This window comes from Desulfovibrio ferrophilus, from assembly GCF_003966735.1.
Taxonomy (GTDB): Bacteria; Desulfobacterota; Desulfovibrionia; order Desulfovibrionales; family Desulfovibrionaceae; genus Desulfovibrio_Q; species Desulfovibrio_Q ferrophilus.
In genome coordinates this window covers 504,601-519,302 of record NZ_AP017378.1, presented here as the reverse complement: position 1 = coordinate 519,302, position 14,702 = coordinate 504,601, and the positions used below count along the sequence as shown (strand labels likewise).

12 protein-coding genes are annotated in these 14,702 nt (G+C 54.7%); 2 read left to right on the top strand and 10 right to left on the bottom strand.

Annotated elements, in window-relative coordinates:
- Positions 1-257: 257 nt before the first annotated feature.
- From EL361_RS02380 to cbiB, 3 genes are all read right to left on the bottom strand, one after another.
- A complete protein-coding gene (locus EL361_RS02380) occupies positions 258-2,204 on the bottom strand; it encodes a sensor histidine kinase (RefSeq protein ID WP_172961595.1) in 1,947 nt (648 codons plus the stop codon).
- 292 nt (positions 2,205-2,496) lie between these two features.
- Complete coding sequence (locus tag EL361_RS02375) at positions 2,497-2,823, bottom strand: hypothetical protein (RefSeq protein ID WP_126376210.1); 327 nt, start codon at positions 2,821-2,823, stop codon at positions 2,497-2,499.
- Positions 2,824-2,939: 116 nt separating this feature from the next.
- A complete protein-coding gene (gene cbiB / locus EL361_RS02370) occupies positions 2,940-3,818 on the bottom strand; it encodes an adenosylcobinamide-phosphate synthase CbiB (RefSeq protein ID WP_232034854.1) in 879 nt (292 codons plus the stop codon).
- Between the two features lie 386 nt (positions 3,819-4,204).
- Here cbiB and EL361_RS02365 point away from each other — a divergent pair, with 386 nt between their 5' ends.
- Both EL361_RS02365 and EL361_RS02360 read left to right on the top strand, forming a co-directional pair.
- Positions 4,205-5,185 carry a TAXI family TRAP transporter solute-binding subunit gene (locus EL361_RS02365; RefSeq protein WP_126376207.1) on the top strand — a complete coding sequence of 327 codons (981 nt, stop codon included), beginning with the start codon at positions 4,205-4,207 and terminating at the stop codon, positions 5,183-5,185.
- A 140-nt stretch (positions 5,186-5,325) separates the two neighbouring features.
- Entirely contained in the window at positions 5,326-7,344 is a 2,019-nt protein-coding gene (locus EL361_RS02360) for a TRAP transporter permease (RefSeq protein ID WP_126376204.1), read from the top strand.
- 92 nt (positions 7,345-7,436) lie between these two features.
- Here the strand turns inward: EL361_RS02360 and EL361_RS02355 are convergent, their stop codons facing one another.
- The 7 genes from EL361_RS02355 to EL361_RS02325 all read right to left on the bottom strand — a co-directional run bounded on the left by EL361_RS02355 (position 7,437) and on the right by EL361_RS02325 (position 14,681).
- Positions 7,437-8,948, bottom strand: a complete 1,512-nt coding sequence (locus EL361_RS02355) for a catalase (protein ID WP_126376202.1) — start codon at positions 8,946-8,948, stop codon at positions 7,437-7,439.
- Positions 8,949-9,307: 359 nt separating this feature from the next.
- Positions 9,308-9,760, bottom strand: coding sequence for a tRNA (cytidine(34)-2'-O)-methyltransferase (locus EL361_RS02350; RefSeq protein ID WP_126376199.1), 453 nt, complete (start codon positions 9,758-9,760; stop codon positions 9,308-9,310).
- 180 nt (positions 9,761-9,940) lie between these two features.
- Entirely contained in the window at positions 9,941-10,543 is a 603-nt protein-coding gene (locus EL361_RS02345) for a hypothetical protein (RefSeq protein WP_126376197.1), read from the bottom strand.
- A 119-nt stretch (positions 10,544-10,662) separates the two neighbouring features.
- The gene (locus tag EL361_RS02340; protein ID WP_126376194.1) at positions 10,663-11,187 is read right to left on the bottom strand and encodes a GNAT family N-acetyltransferase; all 525 of its coding nucleotides are present in this window, start codon (positions 11,185-11,187) and stop codon (positions 10,663-10,665) included.
- 285 nt (positions 11,188-11,472) lie between these two features.
- The gene (locus tag EL361_RS02335) at positions 11,473-12,633 is read right to left on the bottom strand and encodes a hypothetical protein (RefSeq protein ID WP_126376192.1); all 1,161 of its coding nucleotides are present in this window, start codon (positions 12,631-12,633) and stop codon (positions 11,473-11,475) included.
- A 12-nt stretch (positions 12,634-12,645) separates the two neighbouring features.
- Positions 12,646-13,782: a cytochrome c3 family protein gene (locus EL361_RS02330; protein ID WP_126376189.1), complete on the bottom strand. Its 1,137-nt coding sequence runs from the start codon at positions 13,780-13,782 to the stop codon at positions 12,646-12,648.
- Positions 13,782-14,681 (bottom strand): NHL repeat-containing protein, encoded by a 900-nt coding sequence (locus EL361_RS02325; protein WP_126376187.1) that lies wholly within the window; start codon positions 14,679-14,681, stop codon positions 13,782-13,784. Before EL361_RS02325 ends, EL361_RS02330 begins: the two co-directional genes overlap by 1 nt.
- Between the last annotated feature and the right edge of the window lie 21 nt (positions 14,682-14,702).

The following is a 14,702-nucleotide window of genomic DNA, read 5'->3' as shown; positions in this document are numbered from 1 at the left end:
CGATACAAGTATCAACAACGCCCCCGCGTCCATTGGATGCGGGGGCGTTTTCATTTTGGATATTGCAGCACTAATTCTCAGTAAATACACATCAAATCGAATACTCACAAAAAAGGGTCATGATCAGAAGCAAGCGGAATCCCCCTAACCGAGGCATTCAAAAATGGTCAGACGTGAGGCGCTAGAGACAAAACAAAATCGATGCGTATCTGAAAATACGTGAGATTTTGATTTGTTCGCAGCAACAAAGTAGACGGCTATTTTCCAACACCCTCGGTATCGTTCCAGACGGGAAATTCCACGACAGCTCGAGTATAGCTCTTCTCTTCGCTGTGGATCGCCAGGCGTCCACCCAGGTCCGCCATGATGCGATGACTGGTGGACAGCCCCAACCCCGTACCTTGATGCTTGGGTTTGGTGGAATAAAAGGGGTTGAAGATCCGTTCCTTGTCTCTGCTGGGAATCCCGATCCCGAAATCAGTGAAAGTGGCGCGCACATAGCTTACGCCGTCACGCTCAATGGCCTTCAGGCTGATGGCCAACCTTTTCGCCGGGTGCCGCTCGGCATACCGAGCATTCAGGGCGTCACGAGCATTACTCAGAAGATTCACAAAGACCTGCTGCACTTCTTGGTCGCGCCCCTTGATCCGAGGCATTGGGCTCTTGGCATACAACTCGAGAATAATGCCATCCTTCTCCATCCTGGCCCGGGTCAGCCCCAGTGAATCCTCGAGAATCTCCCGAACGTCCACAGGGCCAGCCTCATCATCGGGCTTGCGAGCAAAGGACAGCAGATTACGCACAATGGCTGCAACCCGTTCACCTTGCTTGAGAATCCGCTCAGGAGCATCTTCTGCGTCCCCCAGGTCAGGGGCTTCGTCCTGTAAATATTCAGCCCAAAGCACAATGCCGTTGATGGGATTGTTGATCTCATGGGCAACACCCGCAGCCAATTCACCAAGAGACGCCAGATGCGCCGCTCTCATGGCTTCGGCATGGAGTTCCTTGTTTTCCGTGACGTCACGGCATGCATAAAGCCGTGTGCCCCCACAAATGTCCACGCGCTTGACCGTAACCAGCAGCGTCCGCCGATGCTCCCCGACTGGAACCTCGACTTCAACGTTGGGAACCTCACCACGCTCATCCAACTCGCTGGTTTCGATCAACAACCCGCCAAGCAGGGCCTGCACAGTCCCAAGATTGCCAACCTCCTCGGGAGACAAACCGAACAACCGCTCGGTATTGGGGGAGATGTAAGTGAACCGGCCAGCCTCATCGCTGATACAAACCGTATCCGACAAACTCATGAGCATCACCCGGTGCAGGGCCTCGGATTCACGCAGGGCCTCTTCGGCCTCTTTCCGTTCGGTAATCTCGATGCAAAAACCCTCTATGAAGGAATCCAGAGCCGTATCACCACTGATCAATCGAGTGCTGAGTGAGACCCAGATTTCGCTACCGTTCTTACATTTGAAGCGAGTCTCAAAACGCTCGACCTCGCCTGACGAACGCAGGATGTCCAAATACCTTTCCCTGTCTTCTGGGCTGGCATAGAGATCAAACCTCATGTCTTTGATAGTCAGCACAAGCTCTTCGGGCGAGGCATAGCCCAACATGCGCGCCATCGCTGGATTCACTTTGATAAAACGGCCTCCCAGAGTGCTCTGAAATACACCCTGAACCGCCATATCAAAAATTCGCTGGTAATTGAGGCGAGCCGTTTGCAATGCCTGCTCGACCATCTTTCGGCGAGAGAGATCGCGATAGACCACCAGAGAAGCAGGCCTGCCATTCAACTGAACGTAGCGCGCATTGACTTCCATGGAGATTTCCCGGCCGGAAGCTGACAGAAGCAACGTCTCTGCCGTCAGTGTACCCATGGCCTGAAGGTCTCGGACTCCCTGCTCGAAAAAGGGGTAACGGCTCTGATGGTGCAAAGCGACGGGAGGGGTCAGGGCAAGAGTTTTGGCATCATAGCCCATTCGTTCGAGAAAAATCTGATTGGCAAAGAGAATCTTGCCGGGCAAGCCGTCAGCAAGCATCTCAAAGGCCAGGACGGGATCAGGAAGCAGATCATACGAAGGCATGCTTAACAACGATCCTTCAGCACCACATTCCAAATCCATCTTCGCGGCCACAAAGTGGCCATGCCCATCCAGCGGCTCTTCGATCATGTCGAAATCGCTGTCTCCCGGCTTACCCATCCATCCCCCTATATGCATTCTGCAAATTCACAACTGCATCATCAAACTTGAAAATACATACTCTACAGATAAAACAATCGCAAGCACCCATGTTATTGACTCAATTTTTTTCAAAAAAAAAGATTTCCAGACTTAAAAACAGCACGAACACACAGCATTACAATACAAAAGATAACCAAAAACAAATCACCATAAAGAAACGGCTCGCGCAATACACACGAGCCGAAACACTATGAAATACAAAATAGATTTTTTACACCCAAAAGAAGGGGCAAAAAAGAGGCGGCAAAGGTTAGTGCAGTTTTCCGCCAAACATGGAGTTGACGAATTGATTCTTGTAAAAATCATTAACCCGCTCGGCCAAGCGCATCCGGGCAGCCTCGGCTTCCTCCTCAGAGGGGAAAAAAGCCGCAAGATCCCGCGCCACACCGTCTCCCATATCACCTATGGGCTGGCTCATATGCACCCGGAAATACCACTGGTCCCCTTCATAGGGTTCCTCGGGATGCGGAAAAGTCTTTTCCACCCAGCCAATGGCTTTGATATGGGCAATGGGTATTAAAAAACCTTCAACATTGGTGAGATAAGCAAATTCGGGGTATTCGTCGAATTCCTGCATCTTCGATAGTCCTCGGTCCCTTAGTGAATGGAATTGAATAAGGATGGGGTATGCCCACCCGGGGCGTCTTCGATGTATTGCCCCCATGCCGCGCTGTCAACAGCAGGCCCATGGTACTAGAAAAGCAGCCAACCCCCAAGCCATAACGCCAAAGCACAGCCCACGCCCGAAACAGAGATCAAACGAAGCAGCACGCGCAACTTCGCCTGAGTCCAGGGCTGTCCTTCAGGACCCAGCACAGGCTTGTCCTTGGGGGCACCAAAGTACAAAGTCCGCCCTCCCATGGTCGCCTGAACCGCCCAAGCAGCAGCAGCCATGGGCCAACCGGCATTGGGGCTTTCCATGCGCCGGGCATCGCCACACACCTTGGCCAGAGGTGCCAAACGACCAGACATCGCCCAACCACCAAGGACAAGAGCCACAGCCGTCAGTCGCGCCGGAACATAGGCCAAAACATCATCTGTCCGGGCCGCAGCCCAGCCGAGTTCTCGCCACTTCTCGGTGCGATAGCCCCACATGGAGTCCAGAGTGCTGATGGCCTTATAGGCCCAAAGTCCTGCCGGCCCCAACAGCACGAGATAAAAGAAAGGGGCAACCAGCCCATCGCACAAATTCTCGGACAGTGTTTCCGCCAGGGCACGCCGGACTTCATCCTCGTTCATCCCGGCGGTATCGCGACTGACCAGCATGCCCACCGCCTCACGGGCCTGACTCAGATCACCAGATTCAACCAGAACCAGAACTTTGCGCCCCTCACTCAGGAGCGCCCCCAGAGCCAACCCGGCATAGGCCAGGTACAGGGCAACCAGCCCCCCAAACAGCGGCATCGAAACAATGAGCAGAACCGCCGCTCCGGCCCCCAGAGCCAGTGTCCAGGCACACAGGACCCCACGCCATCGCAGTCCACGCCCTGAACCTCGCGCCCAGGCCTCCAACACATTGGCGGCACGACCCAGCCAACGCACAGGATGCGGCCATCCATGCGGATCGCCCACGATCAAATCTGCTCCAAGAGCCAACAATGGCAGGAGAAACGCATACCCCTCAGTAATCACGAGCAACCCCGATGATGAATGGTGAACCTTGTGGCAACAGCCAGCCGCACCTGTACCCCGCCTCGCGCTCCCCCGCAACCAGCCCCAGAGAAATCCCGCCACTCACAGACGAATTCCAATCGTTGACGGAAATTTCGTGGTCCCTGATTTAATGAATAGGGCATGTGGAAGATGACTGATGATCAAAGAGCTCACCCAAAAAAGATCATAGACCGTTGCGCTTGCAATATTTTTCACAAACATGATCGTGTCTTGACAGCTCTTGTAGGGATGTGGCTTGGTTTGATGCTAGGAGTGTAATAACAGCGATACAAGGAGAACTGGGTATGTTACGTGGGTTGAAAAGAAATTTACTGGTTGTCGCAGCGCTTGCCATAGCGCTTTCCTGTTCTGCACCCGCCTTCGCAAAGAGCTATCTTGCTTATGGCGGCGGGCCGGTTGGAGGCACATTCAACTACTTCGCCAACGCCATGGCAAGTTACATCACCAACACCTATGCTGACATTGAGGTTTCTTCGGAAGGCTCCGGCGGATCAACAGCCAACCTGAAGCGTCTGAATAAAGGTGATGTAGATTTCGGCATCGTCTATTCCGGCGATGCCTTCCTTGGCCGCCATGGCCGCCTGCCTCAGGATGCCACCAAATACGACAAAGTCCGCGCCATGGCCTTCCTGTACGGTGCACCTGCTCACCTGGTCGTAAAGAAAAAAGATGGCATCACCTCCGCCATGCAGCTTGAGGGCAAGCGCGTCGCCGTAGGTAACGCAGGCTCGGGCGCCGCCGCGGCCGCCGAACGATTCTTCACCCATCTGGGCCTCTGGGACAAAATCCAACGCCAGAACATGGGCTACTCCGCCGCTGCTGCTGCGTTCAACGACGGCAAGCTGGATGCCTTCTGGGTCTTCGTTGGCTATCCCAACTCCTCAGTCATTGAGGCCGCAGCACGCGACGACATTCAGTTGGTCGACGTTGGTGCAGATGCCGAAAAGTATGGCTTCTACAAGGAATATCCTTTCTATTCGCCCATGGAAATTCCGGCAGGCACTTACCGCGGTCAGGACATGCCCACCAAGAGCTTCCAGGATGCCGCTTACTGGTGCACCAATGCTAATGTCGATGACGAGATGGTCTACAAAGCCATCAAGGCCATCTACACTCCCGAAGGTCTGAAGCACATGGTCGCCGCCAAGAAGACTGCCAAGTCCATGAACATCCCCGACGGGCTGAAGGGTGTTTCGGTTCCTGTTGCTCCGGGAGCCGCGAAATTCTGGAAGGAAAACGGCCTGAACGTTCCCGACATCAAGTAGTAAATAAAACCCAGCGGCCGGGTAACCTGCCCGACCGGGACGATTGATACTGTCCGGCGGGAGTGGAGGCAACTTCACTCCCGCCGTAACAGTGCTCGTGCTCGATATTTCCTTCACCTCTGCCCGACACCGGAGCCTCCATGTCCGACAACCAGAAGCTGAACACCGACGAGCTGGGTGAACTCAGTAAGGATAAGCAGGAAGCCCTGCGCAAAATCATGGCCAAGGAGGCCAAGACCGGTCGCAAGCTGACCGGGCCCTGGCACTTGATTGTTTCACTCCTTGGCGCCTTCATGGTCGTCTTCTACTTCTTTTCCGTGGCAGGCCTGCCCATCGACACCCAGTACAACCGAGGTGTCTATGTGCTTCTGACCTACATCATGGTCTTCCTGTCGTTCCCCATGACCAAACGATCCAGCAGTTCCCGCCCCACGATAATTGATATCGCGCTATGTCTGGTATCCTTGGGATGCGTGGGCTATTTCATGATGGAATTCGAAGCCTTCAACTACCGTTCCGGTAACGAATCGCAGGCTGACATCTACATTTCCCTGATCGGGATCCTGCTCTCGCTGGAAGTCTCCAGGCGTGTGCTGGGCTGGTCCATGACCCTGGTTGGTATCTTTTTCCTGATCTACGGCCTCTATGGTCGCATATTTCCCGATCTATTCGCGCATCGGGGATTCTCGCTGGACAGATTGTCCGTCACCCTGTTCATGGAACAAGACGGTGTGTTTGGTGTCATGGCCAGTGTGCTGGTCACCTACGTCATCCTGTTCATCTTCTTCGGAGCCTTCCTGCAAAAATCAGGAGTGGGCAAGTTCTTCATCGACTGGCCCCTGGCCCTGGCCGGCAAGACCGTCGGCGGACCGGCCAAGGTTGCGGTTATCGCTTCGGCCTTCTTTGGTTCGGTCTCTGGCTCGGCCATTGCCAACACGGTCTCCACAGGCGCATTCACCATTCCTCTCATGAAACGGGCGGGGTTCAAACCGCATGTGGCCGGAGCCATCGAACCTTCGGCCTCCATCGGCGGGATGTTCATGCCGCCGATCATGGGCGCGGGTGGCTTCCTGATGGCCGAACTGACCAACATTCCCTATGTAGAGATCATGAAGATGGCCATTTTCCCGGCCGCGCTATATTTCTTCAGCGTTCTCTCCATGATCCACTTCGAAGCCAAGAAGCATAACATCCAAGGGCTGGTGGATGACGAATTCGAACCGGCCATGGTCGTGTTCAAACGCCACTGGTACAAATCCATGCCACTGATCATCATTGTCGCGCTGATGCTCATGGGTTTCTCCCCGGGCATGAGTGCCTTTTGGGCTACCATCGGCTGCATCGCCATCAGCTGGTTTGATCCCCAATACCGCATGGGCCCCAAGGAAATCTGGGAAGCCACCACAGCTGGGGCTCGCGCCACGCTGGTCATTGGAGCCACCGTCGGCGTTATCGGCATCATTGTGGGCACCATCGGCCTGACGGGCATCGGCCTGAAGTTCTCAAACATCATCATCCAACTGGCGCAGATGGCTCCGGTCTGGGCACACCTGCCCATGACCATCCTGCTCATCGGACTGGCTTCACTGGTGCTCGGCATGGGTGTTCCGGTCACGGCCAGCTACCTGATCACCGCTTCATTGGCAGTCTCGGCGCTGACCGGGATCATCACCGACGCCGGGATCATTGGGCACACCGAAGCCTCCATGCTCATCGCCTCGCACATGATCGTCTACTGGTTCAGCCAGGATTCAAACATCACCCCGCCGGTCTGTGTGGCGGCATACGCAGGAGCAGCCATTGCAGGGGCAGACCCCTGGAAGACCGGCTGGACTGCATTCAAGTTTGCCAAGCTGCTCTATGTGGTTCCGTTCCTGTTCGCCTACGAACCAGCCATGCTGCTGTATGGAAGCACCACGGAGATCGTCATGGCCTTCGGTAGTGCCATCGTCGGCACCCTGGCCTTCTCGGCGCTGACCATGGGCTACCTGATCCGCAGAACCACTCTGATCGAATGGCTCATCTTTGCTTTGGGAACCTTCCTCTGCTACCATTCCCATCACATCTACAACATCATTGGCGTAGCCGTTGTTTTCCTGGTTTACGCCATACAAAAAGCCAAGAATGTCCGCGACGCCAAGAACGCGGTCATGGCTTAATCGCTGAGTAACAAGCCCCCCGATTCCATCTGGAACCGGGGGGCTTTCATTGTCTATCTCTACCCACAACAACGGCAGCTTGCGAAGCGTACCTAGCGGGCTGTGGCCTTGACCCGATCTTCCTGACTCATCCCGGCCAATGACCGAACTTCGTCCAGATTCAGCCCCAGGCCCTTGGCAACACCCGCTCCGTATTCGGAGTCAGCCATATAAAACAGCGCTGTCTGACGAAGTTGCAAGCGTTTTTGCGCCCCACCCAGGTGGCCGACAATATTCCCAATCAGATTCGCACGATCCTGGGAGGTCATGACCTCCCTAAACAGATTACCCGGCTGTACGAAATCATCATTGGGGTGTGCGTATTCATGCCGTCCACCGTCCCCATCCAGAGGAATCGGTGGTTCATCAAACGTAGCATCCGGTCCGGGGGCGCCCATGCTGTTCGGCCAATAGTTGGGGCCGGACCCACCGCCATCGTCGGTACGCATGGCTCCGGCGCGCTGGTAGCTAACCTCCGGGGCATGCTTGGGCTGGTTGACCGGAATGAGGTGATAGTTAGGCCCCAGACGGTGCAAATGGGTGTCGTGGTAGGAGAATAAACGCCCCTGGAGCATCTTGTCCGGAGACGCGGCAATGCCCGGCACGAAGTTGCTGGGGTTGAAGGCGGCCTGTTCCACCTCGGCGAAGTAGTTTACCGGGTTACGATTGAGCGTCAGCTTGCCCACCTCGATGGGCGGGACCTCGGCATGCGGCCAGACCTTGGTGATGTCAAAAATATCCCACTTGAAATCACGGGCCTGTTCCGGAATCAGAATCTGCATTTCCAGAGTCCATGACGGATACTCGCCACGCTCGATGGACTCGAACAGATCACGGGTCGCATGATCAGGGTCCTTGGCACACATGGCCGTAGCCTCCTGCCCCGTGAAGTTCCTGATGCCCTGGTCCGTCTTGAAATGGTACTGCACCCAGAAGTATTCCCCCTTGGCGTTGTACCACTTGTAGGTGTGACTGCTGTAGCCATTCATATGGCGATAGGTAGCCGGCGTACCTCTGTCCGAGAACAGCACTGTCACCTGATGCATGGACTCCGGCGTCAGGGAAAGAAAATCCCAGAACATGTCGGGGTCCTTCAGGTTGGTCTGCGGGTTCCGCTTCTGGGTATGGATGAAATCCGGGAACTTCAGCGGGTCACGGATGAAGAATACCGGCGTGTTGTTGCCGGTCATGTCGTAGTTGCCTTCCTCGGTATAGAACTTCACGGCAAACCCACGCGGATCGCGTTCGGCATCGGCCGAGCCCATCTCGCCACCCACCGTGGAGAACCGGACGAAAACGTCGGTCTTCTTGCCCACTCGGGAGAGAAACTTGGCGCAGGTATATTTGCTCACATCGGCTGTGACTTCGAATTCGCCATAGGCCCCAGCCCCTTTGGCATGAACCACCCGTTCGGGAATACGCTCACGGTCAAAATGCGACAACTTCTCCAGAAGATGAACATCCTCCATGAGTACCGGTCCCCTCGGACCTGCGGTCTTGCTGTTCAGATCATTGCCCACAGGCACGCCAAAAGCACCTGTCATCGTTTTTTTCTTCTCTGACATGGCTGGTCTCCTTATTCTGAGGTTCCAGCCGGTTGAACCGCTAGGGGGAGGAATGACATGATCTCGATATTTCTGGTTTCCGATCCTCTGCCCAGGTTCCCATTCCGGCCATAGAAACAATACGAGCCTTCAGTCTTGCCAAATACCACATATCGCCTGTCAGTTCTAGATTTACCCTATAAAATTCCGGCTACACCAAGCAGTTCACGTGACCACAGGAACAGACCTGCCCACGATTATTCAACCGGGGTCACATGTCTGGAACGGGCAAGAAATAAAAGGAGAGACGCCTAGGGCGTCAAACAGGAAGGAAAGGCATCGTATTTTTACGCTCGGCAATGTCTGCCCAGGCGTGTGTCCTATTCGGGCAGCCCACCTGAAACCCTCAGGGCCTCGAACAACAGGATGCCCGCGGCAGTGGACATATTGATACTACGCAACCCATGACGCAGAGGTATCCTGACATGATGCGGATATGCCTCGAAGAATTTCGCAGGCAATCCTCGTGTTTCCGGCCCAAGAACCAACATATCATCAGTTTCGAAACCAAACTGCCCACAGGTTTCACCCCGCCTGGCGCTGGAAAGAATCAATCGCCTGCCGTCCGCATGATCGAGCAGGGCTTCCCAATCCTTGTGAACCTTGACGTCCACATGCTGCCAGTAATCCAAACCCGCACGCTTGAGATACTTGTCTTCCAGGCTGAACCCCAAAGGCTCCACAAGGTTCAGACGAATCCCCATGGCAGCGCACAACCGCGCAACATTCCCGGTATTGGGGGGAATTTCCGGCTCGTATAGGACGACTTCCATGGCATTGCTCCTGCAAGGTTCATATTCTGGCTCAGGCGCGAAGGATGTACACCGCGGGCATTGCCCCGGCAAGCCCTGCCACCCTGCCCCGACATCAGGCGACAGCATCAAAAATATAAAGGGCGACCATAAAAGTCGCCCTTTATAAACCCAACACTTCAAAACATCGTCGGTAATTTTTTAAAGCTGCACAACAACCGTCCGTCGTTCATGGCTCTCCATGTCTTCGACATCAATGGAAAGAGTTTTACCCTCAGGCCTAACCCCTTCAGGCAGTTTCAAATAAGCAAAACCACTATTCACACGCCCAGAGTTAATAATCATTTCATCAGGAAACTCTTTTTCACTCCAATCAGCTTTCATTTTATTGTTGGCATCCTCGGCTGACATATAGCTAAAAATACCGAACCCCAGCAGCGCATAAGCCATCTTGTTATGCTCAAAATCCTCATACATTGCAGCTGATCTGGTATGTTTAAACTCAGTGCCGACTGGATCATTCAATACAATTCCGTCCCTCAACACAAACAATCGACCGTTCGTATTATTCTTCAGCAGAATATGAATGGGATAAAACTGCTTACTATTCAAATCGGCATAAAAAGCCTGTTTTGTTTTTTCAGTCTCTGCATACACATCGATTGCGACTTCAATATCGTTATCGCAGGTATAACAGCTGTAGTCGCTCAGTTTTTTAACCGGAACATCCTTCACTTTATGAGTGGCACATCCTGTCCCCAGAATCATCACAAGCGCTAAAAGAAAAACAACCCTGTTAAGCACAAAAAATCTCCTATGTTTAAAGCAACATCGCAAGTCGGAGAGTTGTGCCTGTTAACCCAGAAATCGTCAAGTAGATATACACAGCCTTATGAAGCAACTTACAAAAAAACACGACTACTTCAGAGTATTCCCAAAGGAGCCTGCACGTTCAATTCACGCACCTTGGCCGGATCATGGTGCATGCGCAAAACATCCAAACGCGGAGCACGGGCCCAGCCCGAGCCATCGCGGTACAATGTCAGAGTAAATCCCATGGATCGATAGAAGGCATTTCGCAGCGGGGTATCCTGCTGCTTGATCAGATGCAGTCCATGCACAGGTAGATTCCCAAATCCAAACCCCACAGCTTCGCGCACCAATCCGCAAAGTAGATAGGTGCCCAGCCCTTGCCCTCGCAACTCATGAGGCAATGAAAACATCCGTCCGAACCGGGCCTTGCCGCCACGCACCTCCAGGGTGAATCCTGGGCAATATACGCTCCTGACCTCGGATGCCCCAAGCCCTGCAAAAGATGCCAACTGAGGCAAAATATTCAGAGCACACCCATTGGAATACGTCTGTATCCTACGCTCCAGCGTAAGCCAGTTGCCACCCGTTTCCAGACTGGAACCAAAGGCCACCAAAACAAGGGAAGACTGTTGCATGCCTCCTCCCCCGCCCGCTCATGTCAGACGGGTTTGCACAAACCTACACCCGAAACCATTAAGAAATCCAGTAGCGGGGCATGACACCCAATCGTCCTTTCTCCATACAGGAAAAACAGTCCTTTTCCTCCAGTACATACGGGCATTCGGCTGGGAGGAGCACCTTTGGGCAGCGCCGTGTCTCAAGCCCTTACAGGAGATCACTCATTCTTATATCCGCTGCCGGCAACGCCCCACAAAAATCGACATCTTCGGCAGAAGAAAGCCGTGGCAACAAACTTGAGGCTAGAAGCCTCCCCTCGCCGCACCGTGATAATGACAGCCCGCACAACCAACCTTCCAGTCGTGTTTTCTGCCATGACAGGAGTTCTGACAGAAGCTGAGCCACGCAGTATCGGTTTCGTCTGTTACATGAACGGCCTTGCCGTTGACCGAGGATCTGAGCAGGTAAATATTATAAGGCGTTCCGTGGGGTTCGTGGCAATCCAGACATCCCAGGATAATGTTCCCTCCCACTGCAGAATACGGCATTTGCAACTTGCGGGGTGATCCGGCCACTACACCATGGGCATCAGCGGTAACGGCACCACTAGTCGCCGTCCAATTGATCTTGCGCAGGTTCCTGGGGCCATCGGGCAGCATGGGGTTTTCACTGTAAATCGTATTGTAATCGTTATGACAATCGGTGCAGAGGCGATTATAATCAGGCAAATTACTGCCATCCTGCACGGTGTCGTTGTCAGGCTCATACCTGTCCGTCCTGCCAAACCAATACGGAGCCTGATACCATCCCACAGCGCTGGCACGCTCCGAACTGTCATCCCCCCACAGGTTATCCGGATCGGAAGGCCGGGTGACTGCTGTTCCCAACAGGCCACCAGAGATATCCACCGGATAATTGCGCTTGACCAGATGTGGATTATGGCAGGCATCACAGGGGTTGATATCCGCAGGCAATGACCAGGGGATATTGTCGGCATCGTACATGGTCTTGCCCAGCACCTGACTGACAATGCTATCCAGATGGTGCGAGGACCCAGACATGGTGTGCGAAAACGCCGCAGCAATATCCGAATCATAGCTGCCGGGAGTTGTATCCCCTCCGAAATTGTATGTGTAGCTCCGATTGATGGAGATGCCACCCACCTGGTTTCCACCGGCCCCCGTATGGCAGGTGAAACAGAAATTCTCGGTCTGGCTGACATGGTTGGTCTCATATAGCAGATAGGCATCCGGGCCACCGGAGGGGCTGGGTTCACTGCCTGCAATGCTGGCGTGCTGCTCATGGCAATGTCCGCAATGCCCACGAGTGTATTGCGTCACGGAGGAGCGCAGCACTCCGAAGCCGGCATCACCATGGGCCGAGTCCGTGTAGGGACCTGCCCAGGCCACCGTAGCCAAAGCGCACAGGGCCATCGCACCCAGCCAAACCCATCCAGCACGCATCCGTCTCTCCTCTTAATTCTTCTTGGTGTGGCACACGCCACAGCCCGACAACGAAGTACTCAGGTCGCCGCTGCGATAATCCCAACGCATCATCTTGTAATAAGGGCTGGCGTGGGCCCGATGGCAGGAAAGGCACATCACCATATCTGAACCGGGCGTCACGGCCGGACTGGCTGTACCGCCAAGGCTTGCACGAGCCACGGGCACCAGAGGATCGTAAGCGATAAAAGCTGTATATTCGCCTCCCGCCGGAATAACCGCGTCCGAAGGATGGCGTATCCAAGGCGAACTCCCTGCGGGAGACGTATTCTGTTCATGGAAATTGCCATGGCATCCGGCACAGAAACCGCTCATGGTGTTTCCTTCGCGGGCCATGGCCTGGCTATCGGTCTTGTCCCCTGTACTGCCAAGATACTCGTTGTGATCCGAAGAGGACGTCGTATGCTCCCAGTCGTCATCCTCAAGCCCTGCCACCCCGTGCCCGTCACCGGTCTCATGCCCCGCAAGAAAACGGTACCAGCCCTGTTCGGCAGTATTCACAATCGGCCCGGCATCATCTTTGTGATGCCAGCCAGTTACGGAAGGAGATACGCTTCCGGACACCATATGGCAGCCCGTACACGCAGACCGACCATTGAGGAACCCCGCGCCCCCATACGGGCGATCAAGATTGTTGTGGCAGGAGTCACCGCCACAGCCCACCGAATTGCCCGGAGCAGTGCTCAACGAGCCATCGGCAGCCATGATATTGTGACCGTTGGCATCGTCCTGTCCCGCCCAATAGAAATTCCCTGCGGCCAAGCCCTGACGTGTGGTTCCGCCGTCCGAAGAAGCCCCGTAATTCGGCTCGGAAGTGTTGAATACAATGGGTGCCCCCGTGGTCGAATCTTTCCACGTACTGCCGTCCAGAGCCGAATGACAGCCCAGGCAGTCCGTAATCAGCAGATTGGCGTTGGGATCGGACTTTGCTTCATAGCTGCTCCCGGTAAATCCATAGGCCATGGGAGCTGCGTCCTGACTGTTGTGCATGGTGTGACAATCGGAACACGGGCCGGACACCCGAGCCCCGAGAGTCGAAGCCAAAGCCAGCAGCATCAGCACTGCCAGCCAGGCCAATACCCATGCAACAACACCCCGTCGCCTGCGCATCAGCGCCCCTGCTCGAACACACTCACTCGTTCGTTCTGTCTATCCACGACAAACAACTGCCCAGCTTCATTCCTGTAGAGATAGGATGGATAATGCAAGCGCCCCTCCCGCCATCCTTCTCTGGAGAACTCATGCAGGAACTTTCCCTTGGCCGTAAATACCAGGATCTTGCAACGATGCCTGTCCAGCACGTGAACCTGTCCACCGGAAGCAACCGCAAGGCTCACGGGAAAGGCCATTTCCCCACGTTCCCGCCCCCGTTCGCCAAACTGTGTCACCAACCGACCGGAGAGATCATAAACACATACTCCACCCCGGAGAGCATTCACCGTGTAGACTCGACCGCCGGTCACCTTCACGTCCCGCAATCCATCCCCATGGGGCACGGAAATGGCCCCGTGGTAGCGCCTGTCTGGTCCGAACATCAATATCTGCTGGTTGGCGGCATCGGCCACATAGAGGTTGTCATCCCCATCAAGGGCAAGATTGACGGGGTGCACCGCATTGATGCCCTGGACGCCATCAAAACTCAACGGTTCCATGGTCTTGCGCTGCATATCCACGGTTAGTACGGCATCTTCTCCTGCCTGAATGACATAGAACCTGCCCGACTCATCGCGCACCAGAGCAGAAGGAGCGCTGAGCACTCCCCCCCCATCAAACTGTGACACAAAGCCGAAAGTCGAGTCATAGGCCAGGATACGACCACCTGAAGTGTCCGCCACATACAACCGCTTGCGGGCTTCATCAAAAAACACCCCGCCCAGCAACCCGAAAGGACCTGTTTCTGCTGAACGAACCACAGAGACCAGATGTCCGGGCGCGGAACTGCGTGCCTGCACGGAACAAGGCACGGCCAGTGCCAACACCAAAAACAGCATGATCATGCGCGTTGCCATCTCTATTATCCTCACTACACT